This is a genomic window from Clostridium sp. D53t1_180928_C8, assembly GCF_015667795.1.
Classification (GTDB): Bacteria; Bacillota; Clostridia; order Clostridiales; family Clostridiaceae; genus Clostridium.
Window position 1 is genome coordinate 200,009 of the sequence record NZ_JADPEL010000002.1, and the last position, 15,602, is coordinate 215,610.

The 15,602-nt window shown below is 27.3% G+C and carries 10 protein-coding genes; 4 read left to right on the forward strand and 6 right to left on the reverse strand.

Annotated elements, in window-relative coordinates; genetic code table 11:
* Positions 1 to 97: 97 nt before the first annotated feature.
* Positions 98 to 1,417, reverse strand: a complete 1,320-nt coding sequence (locus tag I4V51_RS02295; RefSeq protein ID WP_195986720.1) for an ABC transporter substrate-binding protein — start codon at positions 1,415 to 1,417, stop codon at positions 98 to 100.
* A gap of 201 nt (positions 1,418 to 1,618) precedes the next feature.
* Here I4V51_RS02295 and I4V51_RS02300 point away from each other — a divergent pair, with 201 nt between their 5' ends.
* The 3 genes from I4V51_RS02300 (at position 1,619) to I4V51_RS02310 (ending at position 7,102) form a co-directional block, all read left to right on the forward strand.
* Entirely contained in the window at positions 1,619 to 3,532 is a 1,914-nt protein-coding gene (locus I4V51_RS02300; RefSeq protein ID WP_195986721.1) for a sensor histidine kinase, read from the forward strand.
* A complete protein-coding gene (locus tag I4V51_RS02305) occupies positions 3,525 to 5,072 on the forward strand; it encodes a response regulator (protein ID WP_195986722.1) in 1,548 nt (515 codons plus the stop codon). The genes I4V51_RS02300 and I4V51_RS02305 overlap by 8 nt, the downstream gene beginning before the upstream one ends.
* A 275-nt stretch (positions 5,073 to 5,347) precedes the next feature.
* Positions 5,348 to 7,102, forward strand: a complete 1,755-nt coding sequence (locus I4V51_RS02310) for a glycoside hydrolase family 36 protein (protein WP_195986723.1) — start codon at positions 5,348 to 5,350, stop codon at positions 7,100 to 7,102.
* Positions 7,103 to 7,162: 60 nt separating this feature from the next.
* On the opposite strand, the gene I4V51_RS02315 is transcribed toward I4V51_RS02310, so the two are convergent.
* From I4V51_RS02315 to I4V51_RS02330, 4 genes are all read right to left on the reverse strand, one after another.
* Positions 7,163 to 9,112: an ABC transporter ATP-binding protein gene (locus I4V51_RS02315; protein WP_243281375.1), complete on the reverse strand. Its 1,950-nt coding sequence runs from the start codon at positions 9,110 to 9,112 to the stop codon at positions 7,163 to 7,165.
* A gap of 55 nt (positions 9,113 to 9,167) precedes the next feature.
* Entirely contained in the window at positions 9,168 to 10,901 is a 1,734-nt protein-coding gene (locus tag I4V51_RS02320; protein WP_195986725.1) for an ABC transporter ATP-binding protein, read from the reverse strand.
* A 281-nt stretch (positions 10,902 to 11,182) separates the two neighbouring features.
* On the reverse strand, positions 11,183 to 11,626 hold the full coding sequence (locus tag I4V51_RS02325) for a MarR family transcriptional regulator (RefSeq protein ID WP_195986726.1): 444 nt from the start codon (positions 11,624 to 11,626) through the stop codon (positions 11,183 to 11,185).
* 156 nt (positions 11,627 to 11,782) lie between these two features.
* Complete coding sequence (locus I4V51_RS02330) at positions 11,783 to 12,730, reverse strand: GGDEF domain-containing protein (RefSeq protein WP_195986727.1); 948 nt, start codon at positions 12,728 to 12,730, stop codon at positions 11,783 to 11,785.
* A gap of 461 nt (positions 12,731 to 13,191) precedes the next feature.
* Between I4V51_RS02330 and I4V51_RS02335 the strand changes: the two genes are divergently transcribed.
* A complete protein-coding gene (locus I4V51_RS02335) occupies positions 13,192 to 14,868 on the forward strand; it encodes an EAL domain-containing protein (protein WP_195986728.1) in 1,677 nt (558 codons plus the stop codon).
* Positions 14,869 to 14,972: 104 nt separating this feature from the next.
* Here the strand turns inward: I4V51_RS02335 and I4V51_RS02340 are convergent, their stop codons facing one another.
* Positions 14,973 to 15,581, reverse strand: a complete 609-nt coding sequence (locus I4V51_RS02340; protein ID WP_195986729.1) for an ATP-binding protein — start codon at positions 15,579 to 15,581, stop codon at positions 14,973 to 14,975.
* Positions 15,582 to 15,602 lie beyond the last annotated feature (21 nt).

Consider the following 15,602-nt stretch of genomic DNA (forward strand, 5'->3'; position numbering starts at 1 on the left):
AAAATAACTGATGCAAAATAATCATTTTAATTTTTTCAATTAACACTACAAATTATTATTGCATCAGCCTTTAACTCTTTAATTTCTCTTAATTATTTTATTTTGTGAATCCATCAAAACCTAATTGCTTTCCTACTTTTATTACTTCATCACTCCAAATTTTTGCAGCTTCTTCTGCAGATTTTTGTCCTAATAATACAGATAATAATGCACTTTCAGCTTCTGCTGGAGGAACTATAACGTAAGTTTGATTATAGTGTTTTTGACTCATGCCTTCATCAAAGTAAACTTGTGAATCTTTTAATGTTTCACTAACCTTATCATTAGTTATACCTTTCCAAACTGAAGTACATGCTCTTTTTTCAATATCAGCTTTAATAGTGTCTTCTTCTGCTAAGTAGCTTAAGAAATCTTTAACTTCTTCAACATTCTTAGTTTCTTTAGAAACATATATTCCACCAGGACCTGCTGCTGCTAAGTAGCTTTTTCCATCTTCTGAAGGAGGTGCAAACATACCAATTTTGCCTTCAGCTTCTGGTGCTGTCTTAACATACTCTGGATCTGCCCAGTCACCCATATACATCATAGCTGCTTGTCCAGAACCTATAGCTTTTTGAGCCATTTCATAACTAGCTGTAGCTAAGTCACTATTAATATATCCTTTTTCTACCCAACTATTTAATCTTTCAAATAATTTTACGAATTCAGGAATTTCATCCCATCTCATTTCATTGTTATTTAATTTTTCTAAAGCATCTGGATTTTTAGCTAATATATTTGGCCATTCTGCATTTATTATTTGGTTTACAGTCCAACCATCTTTCATTGATACATATAATGGAGTTATTCCTGCTGACTTTAACTTTTCACAAGCAGCTTCAAATTCAGTAATAGTCTTAGGAATTTCTATATTATTATTTTTAAATACTTCTCTGTTATAAACTATACCGAAAGAGTTAATACCTCCATATGGCAAACAGTAAACCTTTCCATCAGAGTGAGTAGCAAATTCTTTTCCTATATCGCTTAATCTTCCAACCCATTCTTCTGAAGATAAATCTAATAGATTCTTTTCATGATTGTACTTAGTAGCTTGTGTTCCTGTATCTCCTACGAACATATCCCACATTCCACCTGAAGTCATTTTAGTAAGTAATAATTGCTCAAACTGATTATCGTCAACAGCTTGAATTTCTAATGTATTTCCTGTCTTCTCTTCCCATACTTCTTTATGATGATTGATATTTGAAATTTCAACTTGTGTTGCTTTCATACCAATTGTTATAGTTTTTCCGCCTTTTGAACCTCCTGATGTACCTGTATCGCCAGATTCTGTTTTCGCTCCACAGCCTACAACTGAGAAAGATAATAATCCTGCTGCAATTGCTGCAACACTACATTTTAAAAATTTATTCATCTCAACTTCCCCCTAGATTTTTTATTTATTTTTAACCTTTCCACGTTTTTATTATATATAAACTGTAAATTACATAAAATGTACTTTTCTGAAAAGGTTTAATGTATTTTTTTGCATTTTTTGTTTTTGTTTTGATTTTTACATGGCATGTGATAGAATGTTTTTGGTAACGTTTAAATTAAAGTAGGGGATGGGAAAAACATGAAAAAATTTAATTTTAAACATAAACTCACTATTGCTATTACAGGAATAATAACAACTTTAGTATTTTTTTGCTTTATTTTATATGGATTTATCGCAAGAAAACAAACTGAAAGAAATGAAAGTATTAATAATCAAATTATCGCAGAACGTATACTTACTCAAATAGAACAACTATATAACCAAATGGATACATCAATTTCATATTTATCCTATAATCCTGTTCTTAAGGATATTTTATTTGCTATAAACAATGAAAATACTCCTATGTCTGACCTTGACTTATTAACTATTGAAAAATCTATTGAACGTAATTTAGGAACAGTATTATTTTATCCTAATATATCTAATATTTATTTGTTTAATAAAAATCTTAATTACTTTTATTATTCTGGATATTATCTAAATAATAAAAGCCACATAAAGGATACTCTTAAAAATAATAATTACCTTGAAACTATTAATAACCTTAATAAAGAAACAGAAAATATTATGCTTCCACCCCATGTTAGCCCTTGGAATGATTCAAATAGCTATGTTATTTCTACTTATAAAAGTTTTTCTGACAATGATTTACTTAAAGATACTATTATAGAAGTTGAAATACCTTATAGTGTTTTAAATGATATTTGTACACAACCAACATTTGAAAACAATAAAGAAATAATAATTTTTGATGATAACTATAATGTTATTTATCCTATAAATAATGACTTTAGTGTAATAGATGAATTAACATTGAAAAAAATTAAAAATAATATTTCAGAAAATAAAACTGAGCATTTTAGTCATGACTACTCTTATTTAATTGAAGAATCTAAATATACTAACTTTAATGTAATGCTTGTATCTAATAATAAATATTTAAATAGACAAAGTACAATAGCTGTTGTTCTATCTTCAAGTGTAGCATTATTAATATTAGTAGCAACGCTTGGTACATGCTTCTTTATATTTAGAAAATTACTTACCCCTTTAAATGAATTGATAAATCATATTAATAAAATAGATATAGATAATGACACAAAGCTTAATATCCATGTTGAAGGTGTAGATGAATTTACCATAATTAATGACTCCTTTAATAATATGGTTGATAAACTTAAGGAATCTATGGCTTTAGCATATGAGTCTGAAATTAAGGAAGTTGAAGCTAGCTTTGTAGCTCTCCAAGCTCAGGTTAATCCTCACTTTTTATATAACACATTAAATGCTATAAGTGCTGCTAGTGATATTTATGGAAGTGAAGTAACTCAAAAAATGTGCCAAGAGTTATCATTAATGCTTAGATATACAACCTCTAACAGTAAGGAAACAAAATTAATTGATGAAATTAATCATACTAAGAATTACTTAGAACTAATGAAAATTTCTCATGTAGATGATTTTGATTATGATATTGATATTCCTATTGAGCTTTATAATGTGCCTTTACCTAGACTTATAATTCAACCATTGATAGAAAACTGTTTTAAACATGCCTTTGCTGGGTGTACCCCCCCTTGGCATATAAGTATAAAATGTGAGTTTAGCTGGAAATCTGATTATAGTTATTGTCCAAAATCTGATGAATATGATATTGATGATATAAACTATGACTTAACATTTAATTCAAACATTCATGAAAGTAACCCAACTTGTGAAACAACATCTAGCCAAAACTTTTATAGAATAATAATTCAAGATAATGGTATTGGATTTAATGAGGAGGCATTATCTGAACTAATGGAATTTATTAATAAATATAAATCTAATAATTATAAGGATACATATAAAGAGCTAAGTATTGGTGGATTAGGCTTGAAAAATATCTATTCAAGACTTGCTATATTCTATAAATCTAATTTTAACTTTTATGTTACTTATGAAAATGGCTGTAAAATTATTATAGAAAGGATGATTAACTTTGATTAATGTAATTATTGCTGAAGATCAACAACTAATATTAAAGGACTTATGTAATAAAATCTCAAAAATAGATAGCGAGATAAATATAGTTGCCACGGCTATTAATGGACAAGATGCCTATGAAAAGGTCCTTGAGTTTAAGCCTGATATTGTATTTACTGACATTAACATGCCTATCCTAAGTGGAATCGAAATGATAGAAAAAATTAAAACTCAAGGATTATCTACTCATTTTGTTATTATAAGTGGTTATAAAGACTTTGAATATGCTAGGGGTGCAATGAAGGCAGGCGTTGATGACTATCTTTTAAAACCTATAATAATTGATGACATTAAAAATATATTTGATAATTTAAAATCAAAGCTGTCCATGAAGAAAAAGGATTATGAGCAACATATAATAGATAAATTAATTAACTCACCGGTTGCTGATTCAACATCCATAAATGTAAATTTAAATTATAAGCATTATTATGTAATGTTATTTATAGCTGGTCCTTATTCTAGCTTTACTATAGATTTAGCTACTCCATTTAGTGAAACTTGGAATAAAATTGACTTAAAGCTTATTAGTAAAAGCTATATTGTTAATGACTCTAAATTCTTTTTAATTCCAGGGAAAAAAGGTAATGAAGTTTTTGGAGTTTATGCTAGTAATAATGATACCCATACTTGTATTAATGAATTTTGTAGCGAAGTTTTAGGTGTTTGTAATGATAATAAAGTACCTGTAACTATTGGTATAAGTAATATTTTAAATAATATAAGTGATTTAGGTATTACAGCCCAAATAATTAGAACTATTGTTAAAAAGAAAATTATATTTTCAAAATCAACTATAATAGATTGCTCTCAAAGTAAGTTGTATCTACATAGACATAGAAATTTTCTTAGTGATGATATAGAAAAAAGTTTTAAATTTATGCTACAAAATAATCAAAGCTCTAGCATTATTAATGAGTGTAATACTCTTCTTAATAATCTTAAAAAAAATGATGCTACCCAAGCTGAAATTGATAAGTGTTTTAAGATGTTAATTGATATTTGTGATATTAATAATATTACAGAAAATTATGTTTCTGATATTGCTCTTGAATTAGATGAATGTATATCTTCTTGTAGCAACTATGATGAATTACACTCTGGAATAAACATTATATTTAATAAATTAATTGATGAATATAATAACAATACCCTTAAAAATAATTATATGGATGATATTATTGAAGCTTCAAAGGAATATATTAAAAACCATTTTTCCGAAGATATAAATGTTAATAATATAGCTAATTTATTTGCTGTTTCTCCTACCTACTTTAGCAGGTTATTTAAGAAGGAAGTTGGAGTTCCACCTGTTGTATTTATTAATAAGTATAGAATGGAAAGGGCTTGTTCATACTTTAATGAAACAGACTTTACCGTTAAGGAGGTTGCTGAACTTTGCGGATATTCTGATCCATTTTATTTTAGTAAGGCATTTAAATCTATAGTTGGAGTTCCACCTAAAGAATATAGATTACGTAATTGTTGTAAAGATTCTATGTAGGTTATTTAAATTTATTATTTTATTATAATTGCTTTAAACAATATTTTTTCAGTTTAGTTTGTTAATTCCATGTATGTTATTATTATTTATCTAGATTGATATCTAAGACAAGCTTTCACTGTATTTTATTACTCTATTTTATTAATGTTATTAATAAAAAAACTACATGTAATAGTGATAAAAAAGTACATTCTATTTACCCTCCCTTTGAATTATCATTTAATTATGATTTAACATTTTTAACTATGGTAAGAATTTTGGAGGGTAATTTTTATATGGAAAAATATAATTTAAAGATACTAGGAAACATATCAACTATCAATATAGACACACAAATAGAAACTAAGGATTCAATAGAATATATGACACTTAATTTTACTAGCAAGGATAAAATTATCTTTCCTAAGCTTACCTTAAAATTATCAGTGCCTGCTATTGATATACATTATAAATGGAATTCTAAAATTCATTTATTAAAGGCATTAAATCTTGATTGGTTCAATAATCTTCATATTTGCAACGGCTTTACTGGAGCACCTACAGAGTGCTTAATGAACTATAATAATACAAATAAATTTACTATTGCATTATCTGATACTTTAAACACAATAAAATTCCAATCATTAATTAGTGAAGAAACTGCAGAATATGAATATAATATAACCTTATTCGAAGGCTGCAATATAGCTAGAGATTCTTATTCCTTAACTATAAGAATAGATACTAATGAAATTCCTTACTATGAAGCTTTAGATAATGTAGCTAAATGGTGGGAAGCTTTAGATGGTAACAAACCTGCTTCAGTTCCAGAGCTAGCAAGAAAAGCTATGTATTCTTCTTGGTATAGCTTCCATCAAATGATTGATGAAAAGGAAATCTTAAATCAATGTAGATTATCTAAAGCTCTTGGCTGTGAATCTATAATAATTGATGATGGTTGGCAAACTGATGATAATAATAGAGGTTATGCTTACTGTGGTGATTGGGAAGTTGCTACTTCTAAAATTAAAAATATGAGAGCCTTTGTTGATAATGTACATACAGAGGGATTAAAGATATTATTTTGGTATACAGTTCCTTTTATAGGTGAAAAATCAAAGGTCTTTGAAAGATTTAAAGATATGCTTATTGATCCTATTAATAATAGAAGATGGTATGTTCTTGATCCTAGGTTCCCTGAGGTTCGTGAATACATTATAAATATTTATGAAAAAGCATTAGTTGAATGGGATTTAGATGGATTTAAATTAGATTTTGTTGATGAATTTGTTGTTACTCCTTTTAGTGGTAATCCAAATGATGAGAGACGTGATTTTGAATCCGTTGCTGATGCTGCTGATAAATTATTAAAAGATTGTATTAGTAGATTAAAAGCTATTAAGCCTAATATTATGCTAGAATTTAGACAAACTTATAATGGTCCAATGATGAGGACTTATGGAAATATATTTAGAGCGGTTGATTGCCCTTTAGATGATTTAGAAAATCGTCTAAGAATATGTGATGTTAGATTATTAGCTGGTAATTCAGCTGTTCATTCTGACATGATAATGTGGAATACAAATGATACCGTTGAAAGTGCTGCACTTCAATTTATAAATATACTATTTAGTGTTCCTCAAATATCAATGCTTATAGATACTCTTCCTAAACATCATTATAATATGTTGAAATTCTACTGTGACTTATGGAATAAATATCGTGATGCATTTATTAATGGTACTTTTGCTCCATTAAATCCTTTCAACAGATATAATGTTTTATCTGGAGTTTTTGATGATACCTTTGTTTGTAGTTATCATAGTAATGAAGTTATAACTTTAAATAATTTATATAAAACTATGGTATTTGTAAATGGTTCATGTAGTTCAGATTTACATTTAAATATCGGAAATGATTGTAAATTAGATAATAAACATATAACAATTTACAGCTGTGAAGGTGAAATTTTATTTTCTGATAATATTCTCCCTAATAAAGGATATAATCATTTTACTATTCCAAGCTGTGGAGTTGCTATATTTAATTAAATATCATATAAAAAGGCTACCCAATAAGTTAATAACTTGCTAGGTAGCCTAAGTTTTGTCTTATGCTGTTACTTCATCTTCAACATCTAATTCTGCTTTACCTGTATATAATTGATAGTATCTTCCCTTTTCTTCTAATAAAGAATCATGATTTCCTCTTTCAATTATTTCACCTTGTTCAAGAACCATTATTGCATGAGAATTCTTAATAGTAGAAAGTCTATGCGCAATTACGAAAACAGTTCTTCCTTCCATAAGCTTATCCATACCTTCTGCAATAAGCTTTTCTGTCCTTGTATCAATTGAACTTGTTGCCTCATCCATTATTAAAACTGGTGGATTAGCAATTGCTGCTCTTGCAATAGCAAGTAATTGTCTTTGTCCTTGAGATAAACCTTCCCCATCACCAGTAATAACTGTGTCATATCCGTGTGGTAAATGCTTGATGAATGTATGGGCATTAGCAAGCTTAGCTGCTTCTTTAACTTCTTCATCAGTTGCATGTAAATTACCATATCTGATATTATCAGCAATTGTACCAGTAAATAAGTGGGTATCTTGAAGTACTATTCCAAGTGATCTTCTTAAATCATCCTTCTTAATATCCTTAACATCAATTCCATCATAAGTTATTGTTCCTGAATTGATTTCATAAAATCTATTAATTAAGTTAGTAATTGTAGTTTTTCCTGCTCCTGTTGAACCTACAAAAGCAATCTTTTGTCCTGGCTTAGCAAATAAACTAATGTCCTTTAAAACAGTCTTTTCTTCATTGTATCCAAAGACAACATTCTTAAATCTAACATCACCAGTAAGCTCTCTTAATATTGGCTCATCAGTTAATGATGCTGCTGATTCTAAATGAGAATCTCCTAAATTTTCAGTAGTTGCTGCCATTTCTGAAATTGATGAATTCTCCATACCATTTCTCATTTTAGCTACTACTGATGCAGGTACCTTCCAAGCCCAATGCCCCGTATACTTGTCAGTTTCAAGTAATTTACCATCTTCTTTAACTTCAACCCTTGTTAAAGTAACCTTACCTTCATCAACCTCAACTTCTTCATCTAAAGCTGTAAATATTCTTTCAGCACCAGCAAGAGCTGCTAATATCATATTTACTTGTTGAGAAACTTGAGCAATCGGGTTAGAAACTTGCTTTGTGTATTGTAAGTATGAAACTAATGAACCAAGGTCAAATGCACCTGCAATAGTCATTAATCCACCAACACAACATGTTACTGCATAATTCATATGAGAAAGATTTCCTAACATTGGCATCATATATCCACCAAATGTTTGAGCTCCTGTTGAAGCTTTTCTTAACTCTTCATTATGATTTTTGAAATCTTCAATTGCCTCTTCTTCATGACAGAATACCTTAATAACCTTTTGTCCTTCTATCATTTCTTCAACATAACCATTTAACTTTCCAATATTCTTTTGTTGCATTCCAAAATAATATTTACTCTTAGCTCCAACCTTACTTATAACAAATATCATTATTGCTAAGAAGGTTATTGTTATTATGCTTAGAATTGGACTTAATACAAACATCATTATTATTGTTCCTATAAATGTAAGCCCTGAGGCTAATATATTTGTAAAACTGTTATTTAAAGCTTCACCAATATTATCTATATCATTAGTGTATAAGCTCATTAAGTCCCCATGGGTATTTCTATCAAAGTATTTAATAGGAAGCTCTTGCATCTTATTAAATAAATCTGTTCTTATATTACTTATTGTATTTTGTGATATATGAACCATTATTCTTGCGTATCCATAGGCTGCAATTGCACCCAATCCAAATATTGTCCCTAATAATACTAACATCTTTGCAAGCCCAGAAAAATCACCTGGTAAGATATAATTATTTACTAATGGCTTTAAAAAATATGAACCAGCTACCATAGCAAATGAATTTATAACTATTAGAACCATTACTATTGTTAGCAATACTTTATATCTGCCTACATATTGCATTAATGTCTTTAATGTTTTTTTCATATTCTTAGGTTTTGGAGGTCCTGGTTTTTTTCCAGGTTTTCCATTAATTTTATCCTTATTCACGTAAACCCACCCCTTCCTGTTGAGATTTGTATACATCCTTATAAATTTCACTACTTTCCATTAACTCATCATGAGTTCCAATTGCACTAATTTTACCATCATCCATAACGATAATCTTGTCTGCAGTAGATACTGAATTAACTCTTTGAGCAATTATTATCTTAGTAGTGTCTTTTAAATCTTCTGCAAATGCCTTTCTAATCTTAGCATCTGTTGCTGTATCAACCGCACTAGTACTATCATCTAAGATTAAAACTTTAGGTTGTTTTAATATAGCTCGTGCTATACAAAGCCTTTGCTTTTGTCCTCCAGATACGTTAACTCCACCTTGTTCAATATGCATATCGTATCTTCCTGGAAGTCTATCAATAAATTCATCAACACATGCTGATGTTGCTGCTGCTTCAATTTCTGTATCAGTAGCATTTTCATTACCCCACATAAGGTTTTCCTTAATAGTTCCTGAGAATAATGTATTCTTTTGAAGTACCATAGCAACTTCATTTCTTAATGTTTCAATATGGTAGTCCTTAACATTAACTCCACCAACATAAACTTCACCTTCAGTTGCATCATAAAGTCTTGGTATAAGTTGAACTAAGCTTGATTTACCTGAACCTGTACTTCCAATAATACCAACAGTTTCACCAGCTTTTATCTTGATATTGATTGCTTCTAAGTTATTTTCATCACTATCATCTTCATATCTAAAATTAACATTTCTAAACTCAATTTCTCCATCTTTAACTTCTGTTATTGGATTAACTGGATCCTTAATATCTGGATTTTCTTCTAAAACTTCAATTATACGTTGTGCTGATGCAACTGCTCTTGACATCATCATAAGAACCATTGAAAGCATCATAAGAGACATTAGTATTTGGAATGAATAAGTCATGAAACTTGTAAGCTTACCAACTGTTAATGTACCTGCATAAACCATATTTCCACCAAACCAAAGAATACCTATAACACTAGCAAAAACAACAACTTGCATAATTGGCATATTTAAAACAACTATGCTAAACGCACCTTCTGAAGCTTGTAATAAATCTTCATTACTAACCTTGAATTTTTCTTTTTCCTTATTACGTCTTACAAAGGATTTAACAACTCTAATACCAATTAAGTTTTCTTGAACTGTAGTATTTAAGTTATCTATCTTTCCTTGCATTGCCTCAAATCTTGGCTTAACATTCTTAATTATAAGACCAATTGAAATAATAAGAACTGGCATTGATACTAAGAATATCATTGCTAACTTAGGACTAATTGTAATTGAAAGAATACAAGCAACGATAAGCATCATAGGAGCCCTTACTAAAAGCTTTATTCCCATTGTTAATGAGTTCTGTATCATTGTAATATCTGTAGTTAATCTTGTTATTAATGATGCCGTACTAAACTTTTCAATATTCTTAAATGAATAAGATTGAATTTTTTCATATTCAGCTTGTCTAAGTTCTGCACCAAATCCTTGTCCTGCTATAGCTGAAAACTTTGATAATCCTAGACCAAAGCTTAATGATATAGCTGCCATAACAACCATTAATAATCCCATTTTAATTGTGTAACCTGTATCTCCTGTAGAAATACCAACGTCAACTATTTGTGCCATTACTAATGGTATTAATAATTCGAAAGTAGCTTCTAATGCAGCACATAAAACACCTAAAATTAAAGGAGTTTTATATTTCCTCATATAAGGAGCTAATTTTTTTATCATACATTTCACCTCTCCTTTTAATATCTTGTGTACTTGCTTATACATATACATGATTGATTTTATATCTATTAATTTATATAATCCCGATTTATTGTGTATTTATTTGTCTGGAATTTAGTTTGTATCTTGTATATGCTTGTACATAGATTTCACTTTTTATAAAAACATTGCTGCTAATGTACCTGTTGTTTTTACAGACATCAACACTCATGTTATTTGGCAAATTTATTATTTTAAATAATACATAGTTAGCTATGTATTAAATTAAAAATAAGAGGAATTTATTCCTCCATATTTTTTAATGATCTATATAGTAAATCTTTTAACATTTTTACTTCTTCGTCAGTCATTCCTTTAACTAACTGTTTTTCTATATGATTCGCTCCAAATTGAAAGCTCTTACATATAACTGCCCTTCCCTTTTCAGTTACATGAAGGCATTTATATCTAGCATCATTACTACTTGGACATCTAACAATCATTTCTTTTTCTTCTAATCTCTTTACTATGCCTGTTACGGTAGGATTAGTTAACTTTAAACATTTTTCTATATCTTTTTGAAAAACATCTCTTTCTTTTTCATTTCTATCAATATAGCAAATAATTTCATGTTGAACACCTGTTAAATTAAATTGTTGTAGGTTTTTATTTATCTTATTTACTATTTTCCCATTAACAAATTTAACCAAAAGTCCAACATGCTCCTTTGGATCAAAGTTACGCATTTTCCATCCTCCTCAATACATAGCATACTATGTATATTAACATTTAATCTTTTGTAAGTCAATTTTTATATTATTCATTATTATTTCATCTTAAATCATTTTATACTAATGTAATCAATTTCCAATTGCATATACTTGCTTATTTATACTTTATATCTACATTTTGATATAGCAACAATTTTTCCCTTGCTTTTTTGCTTTATATAACTCCATATCAGCTAAAATATATGCATTTTCAAAATCAAATTTATTCTTAATATCAGCTATATATAATCCTTGGCTTACAGTTACTATATCTGAAACCTTTGAGCCCTTATGAGTAATATTTAAATTAGCTATAATTAATCTTATTTCTTCTGCTATAAATTCACCTTGCTCTTTCAAATCTAAATTTTTATATTGATTATTTATATTTTGCTTTTCCTTCCAGACAACAAGAAACTCCTCTCCACCTATTCTTCCTATTTTAATATCATTAAGTAGAGAATATTCCCTTAATTTTTCACCTATCTTTTTTAATAACAAATCTCCTTTAGGATGTCCATATAAGTCGTTATAAGCTTTAAAATCATCTATATCCATTACTAAACAAAACATACTTTTATTTTCACTTATACATTCTGTTTTAATTTTTTCTAACTTATTAAATATTTTTCTTCTATTATATAAGCCTGTTAACTCATCTGTTGCACTGGCATAATATAACTTTTCATTAGCATCGATATAATCAATTTTTTGCTTTGATTTATTCCAAGACATAAACATTCCAACAAATACTATTATTATTGTATGAATAGTATCATAGGTAAATCTAACAGAATCTTTTGTTATGTAACTACAATAAATAAAGATTATTGCACATGGAATTATAATAAGATTTTGAACTGGCATAAGATTAAATACAATTGGAACAAATAAAAATGTCCATATTATAGTAACAGCCAAGTCGTTTCTAGATTGGAATGTCCCTAAATAAATACATGATAAATAACATAAAATAGATGTTATCATAATAATTGAATTTATCAATATGCCTGAAATACGTATATTATTCTTTATTACATATGCACTATATGAGTGAACCCCTAATAAAAGTACTCCCATTATAAAACCACCTATAGCTCGTTCTAATATTCTATTAAAAAATAAAAAAAATAAAAAAACAAAAAAATAAACTATACTGATAATAAGACTTACATCTCTTAGTATTTCAAAATTATTTTTATCTATTATATCTTTATATTTTTTTATTTTTTCCTTATCATAATTAAGATATCTCAATTTTGTAATTATATTTTTTAATGTCATATTTTAACCTCTAATTATTAATTCTCTAATTAATTAAAATTTTATCATATACTTTTTTTTATTTTTAGAGCTAATATTAAATTTTTTTCGATTAAAAATGACAATATTATCTATATTACGGAACGTTTTTTGTTTTTTTTACAACACAGTTGAAAATTATACATATATAGGATATAATTTACTCTTAAAGTTAATTAAAATTTTATATAATTAAATAAATTGAGAGGTGATTTTTTATAAAATTAAAAAATAATTTATTGATTATACTTCTTTTAAATATTTTTTTTATAAATACCTTTTCATATCAAATAAATGCTTCAACTGAAGCTAAGGAAATAATAAAAATAGGAGTTTATGAAGACGAACCTTATATTTCTATAGATGATAATGGAAATATTTCTGGATACTATTATGATCTTATAAATTTACTTAAGAAAGAATATGATTTTCAACCAGAATATGTAATTTGCAACCCTTCTGATGCTTTAAAGATGTTAGAAGATGGTGATATAGATGTTATATTCGGTTTAGCTATGACAGATGATAGAAAAGAAAAATTTATCTTTAATAAATATAGAATTTGTGTAGAAAATAATGCTCTTATTACAAAACTTGATATTGAATTTAAAGATTTGAAAAAGCCTGATGATATTAGACTAGGATTATTAGAACATAATTCGAATTCAGAATTCCTTTTAGATTTTTTCGAATCTAATGGAATTAATTTAATTCCTGTATATGCTACTAATTTTGATGAACTAAAAAAACTTTTAGATAATAATGAGATTGATATAATTCTGAGTTCTGCTATTAATAATAAAGATTATAATATAATTTATAGATTTACCGCTCATCAAGTCTATATAGCAGGAAATAAAAACTCAAAACATATTTTAGATAAGTTTGATAATGCAATTGAAATCTTAGGAAATAAAAAAAATAGTAAAATTTATAAATTATATAAAAAATATTTTTTTACTTTTAATAATACTAATTTAGAAGAGATTATTTTAATTTCTTCTAATGTATGTCTATTATTACTAACTTTATTATTAGTTATTCCTAAATTAAAATTAAGATCAATTAGAAATAAAGTTAAATTAAACTTAAATAATAATTCTTATTTTTTATATTATCAACCAATTTATAATCCTAGAAATAATAGTGTTGTAGCTTTTGAAGGTCTATTAAGATTAAAGGATAGATATAATAATATTATCCCACCGTCAAAATTTATTTCTGAAATAGAAAATAGTGACATGTTATTTGAAGTATCATTATGGATACTTGAACAGGCTATTAAGGATTATAAAATATTAAAAAGATCTACTTATTTTTCTAATAAAGATTTTTATATTTCTATTAATGTTTCTTTATCTGAAATTGAAAGTAAGGAATTTGTATATAAAGCTATTAAAACACTTGCTAACTCTAATATAGGTAATAATAAGATTTGCTTAGAAATAATCGAAAAGGTTAAAATTAATGATTTATCTAAAATTACAAAATATATAAAAACACTTAAAAGTGCTGGATTTAAAATAGCTATTGATGATTTTGGTGTTGAATATTCTAATTTAGATATTATTAGAAAGCTTGATTTTGACATTATAAAAATCGATAAATATTTTATTGATACTATTTGTAAGGATGTACTTCATAAAAATATTATATTATTTATTAATACTCTAGCAAGCTCCCTTGGTAAATCAGTTGTTCTTGAAGGAATTGAAGAAGTTGAACAACATAATCTTATTAAAAGTATAGATAATGAAAATTTATATGTACAAGGATATTTTTATAGTAAACCTAGAACTCTTGCTGATATTTTTTATTCGCATAATAGTATAAACCATAATATAAGTGATTCTTTAAATAGTAATTTAGAAGATTCTTTAAATCATAATTCACCTGACTCTGAAACTTCTAATTAAAATATTTCTTAAAATAATAATTCAAAAAAACATATAATACTGCTTTAAGGTAAAAGCTTAGGAATATATATTTCCTAAGCTTTTACCTATTTATCAACTTATAATTACTTTCCTGTAACAACCTTATCTTCTTTAATTTTAACAGGTTGTATAATTTCTTTATTAATTCCAACTAATTTCATTATTGCTTCTGATCTTTCCTTAGTTGATCCTGTGATTACTGAATATTTAACATTTTCAGCATCTAAGAATCCTAAGATAGCCTTGTCCACCATTTGAGCAACTTCTTCGTCTTGCCATCTAACTCCATCTTTCTTGTAACCAAATTCTCTTGGTACAAAGAAGATATGATCATATTGTGGTAGATCTCTGATTGCTAAGCTGTATAAATCATTTAATATTTCGATTTCTTTCTTAGTTCTCTTCTTGTCTCCAAGCATTAATCTTCCATATATGTAAGGTACAAAAGTAGCATAATCAGTTATAGCATAATCATGAGCATCTAAGCTTTTTTCTAAATGTAATTGACCTAAGTATATTCCATATTGTTCTGAAATAGATTCGATCATACCTTTATCTCTTAAATAATCAGTACTATATTCTGTAGCAACTCCTACATTTATATCTCTAATTTTTAAATCTACGTATAATTGTTGAATTAATGTTGTTTTACCACATCTTGGTCCACCTAGTATAGCAATTCTTACTGGCATTGGCAACTCCTCCAAATATTT

Excerpts from the sequence above, each read along its gene's own strand:
- I4V51_RS02295 (WP_195986720.1), bottom strand. The coding sequence starts at position 1,417 with ATGAATAAATTTTTAAAATGTAGTGTTGCAGCAATTGCAGCAGGATTA.
- I4V51_RS02300 (WP_195986721.1), top strand. The coding sequence starts at position 1,619 with ATGAAAAAATTTAATTTTAAACATAAACTCACTATTGCTATTACAGGA.
- I4V51_RS02310 (WP_195986723.1), top strand. The coding sequence starts at position 5,348 with ATGGAAAAATATAATTTAAAGATACTAGGAAACATATCAACTATCAAT.
- I4V51_RS02315 (WP_243281375.1), bottom strand. The coding sequence starts at position 9,112 with ATGAAAAAAACATTAAAGACATTAATGCAATATGTAGGCAGATATAAA.
- I4V51_RS02320 (WP_195986725.1), bottom strand. The coding sequence starts at position 10,901 with ATGATAAAAAAATTAGCTCCTTATATGAGGAAATATAAAACTCCTTTA.
- I4V51_RS02325 (WP_195986726.1), bottom strand. The coding sequence starts at position 11,626 with ATGCGTAACTTTGATCCAAAGGAGCATGTTGGACTTTTGGTTAAATTT.
- I4V51_RS02330 (WP_195986727.1), bottom strand. The coding sequence starts at position 12,730 with ATGGGAGTACTTTTATTAGGGGTTCACTCATATAGTGCATATGTAATA.
- I4V51_RS02340 (WP_195986729.1), bottom strand. The coding sequence starts at position 15,581 with ATGCCAGTAAGAATTGCTATACTAGGTGGACCAAGATGTGGTAAAACA.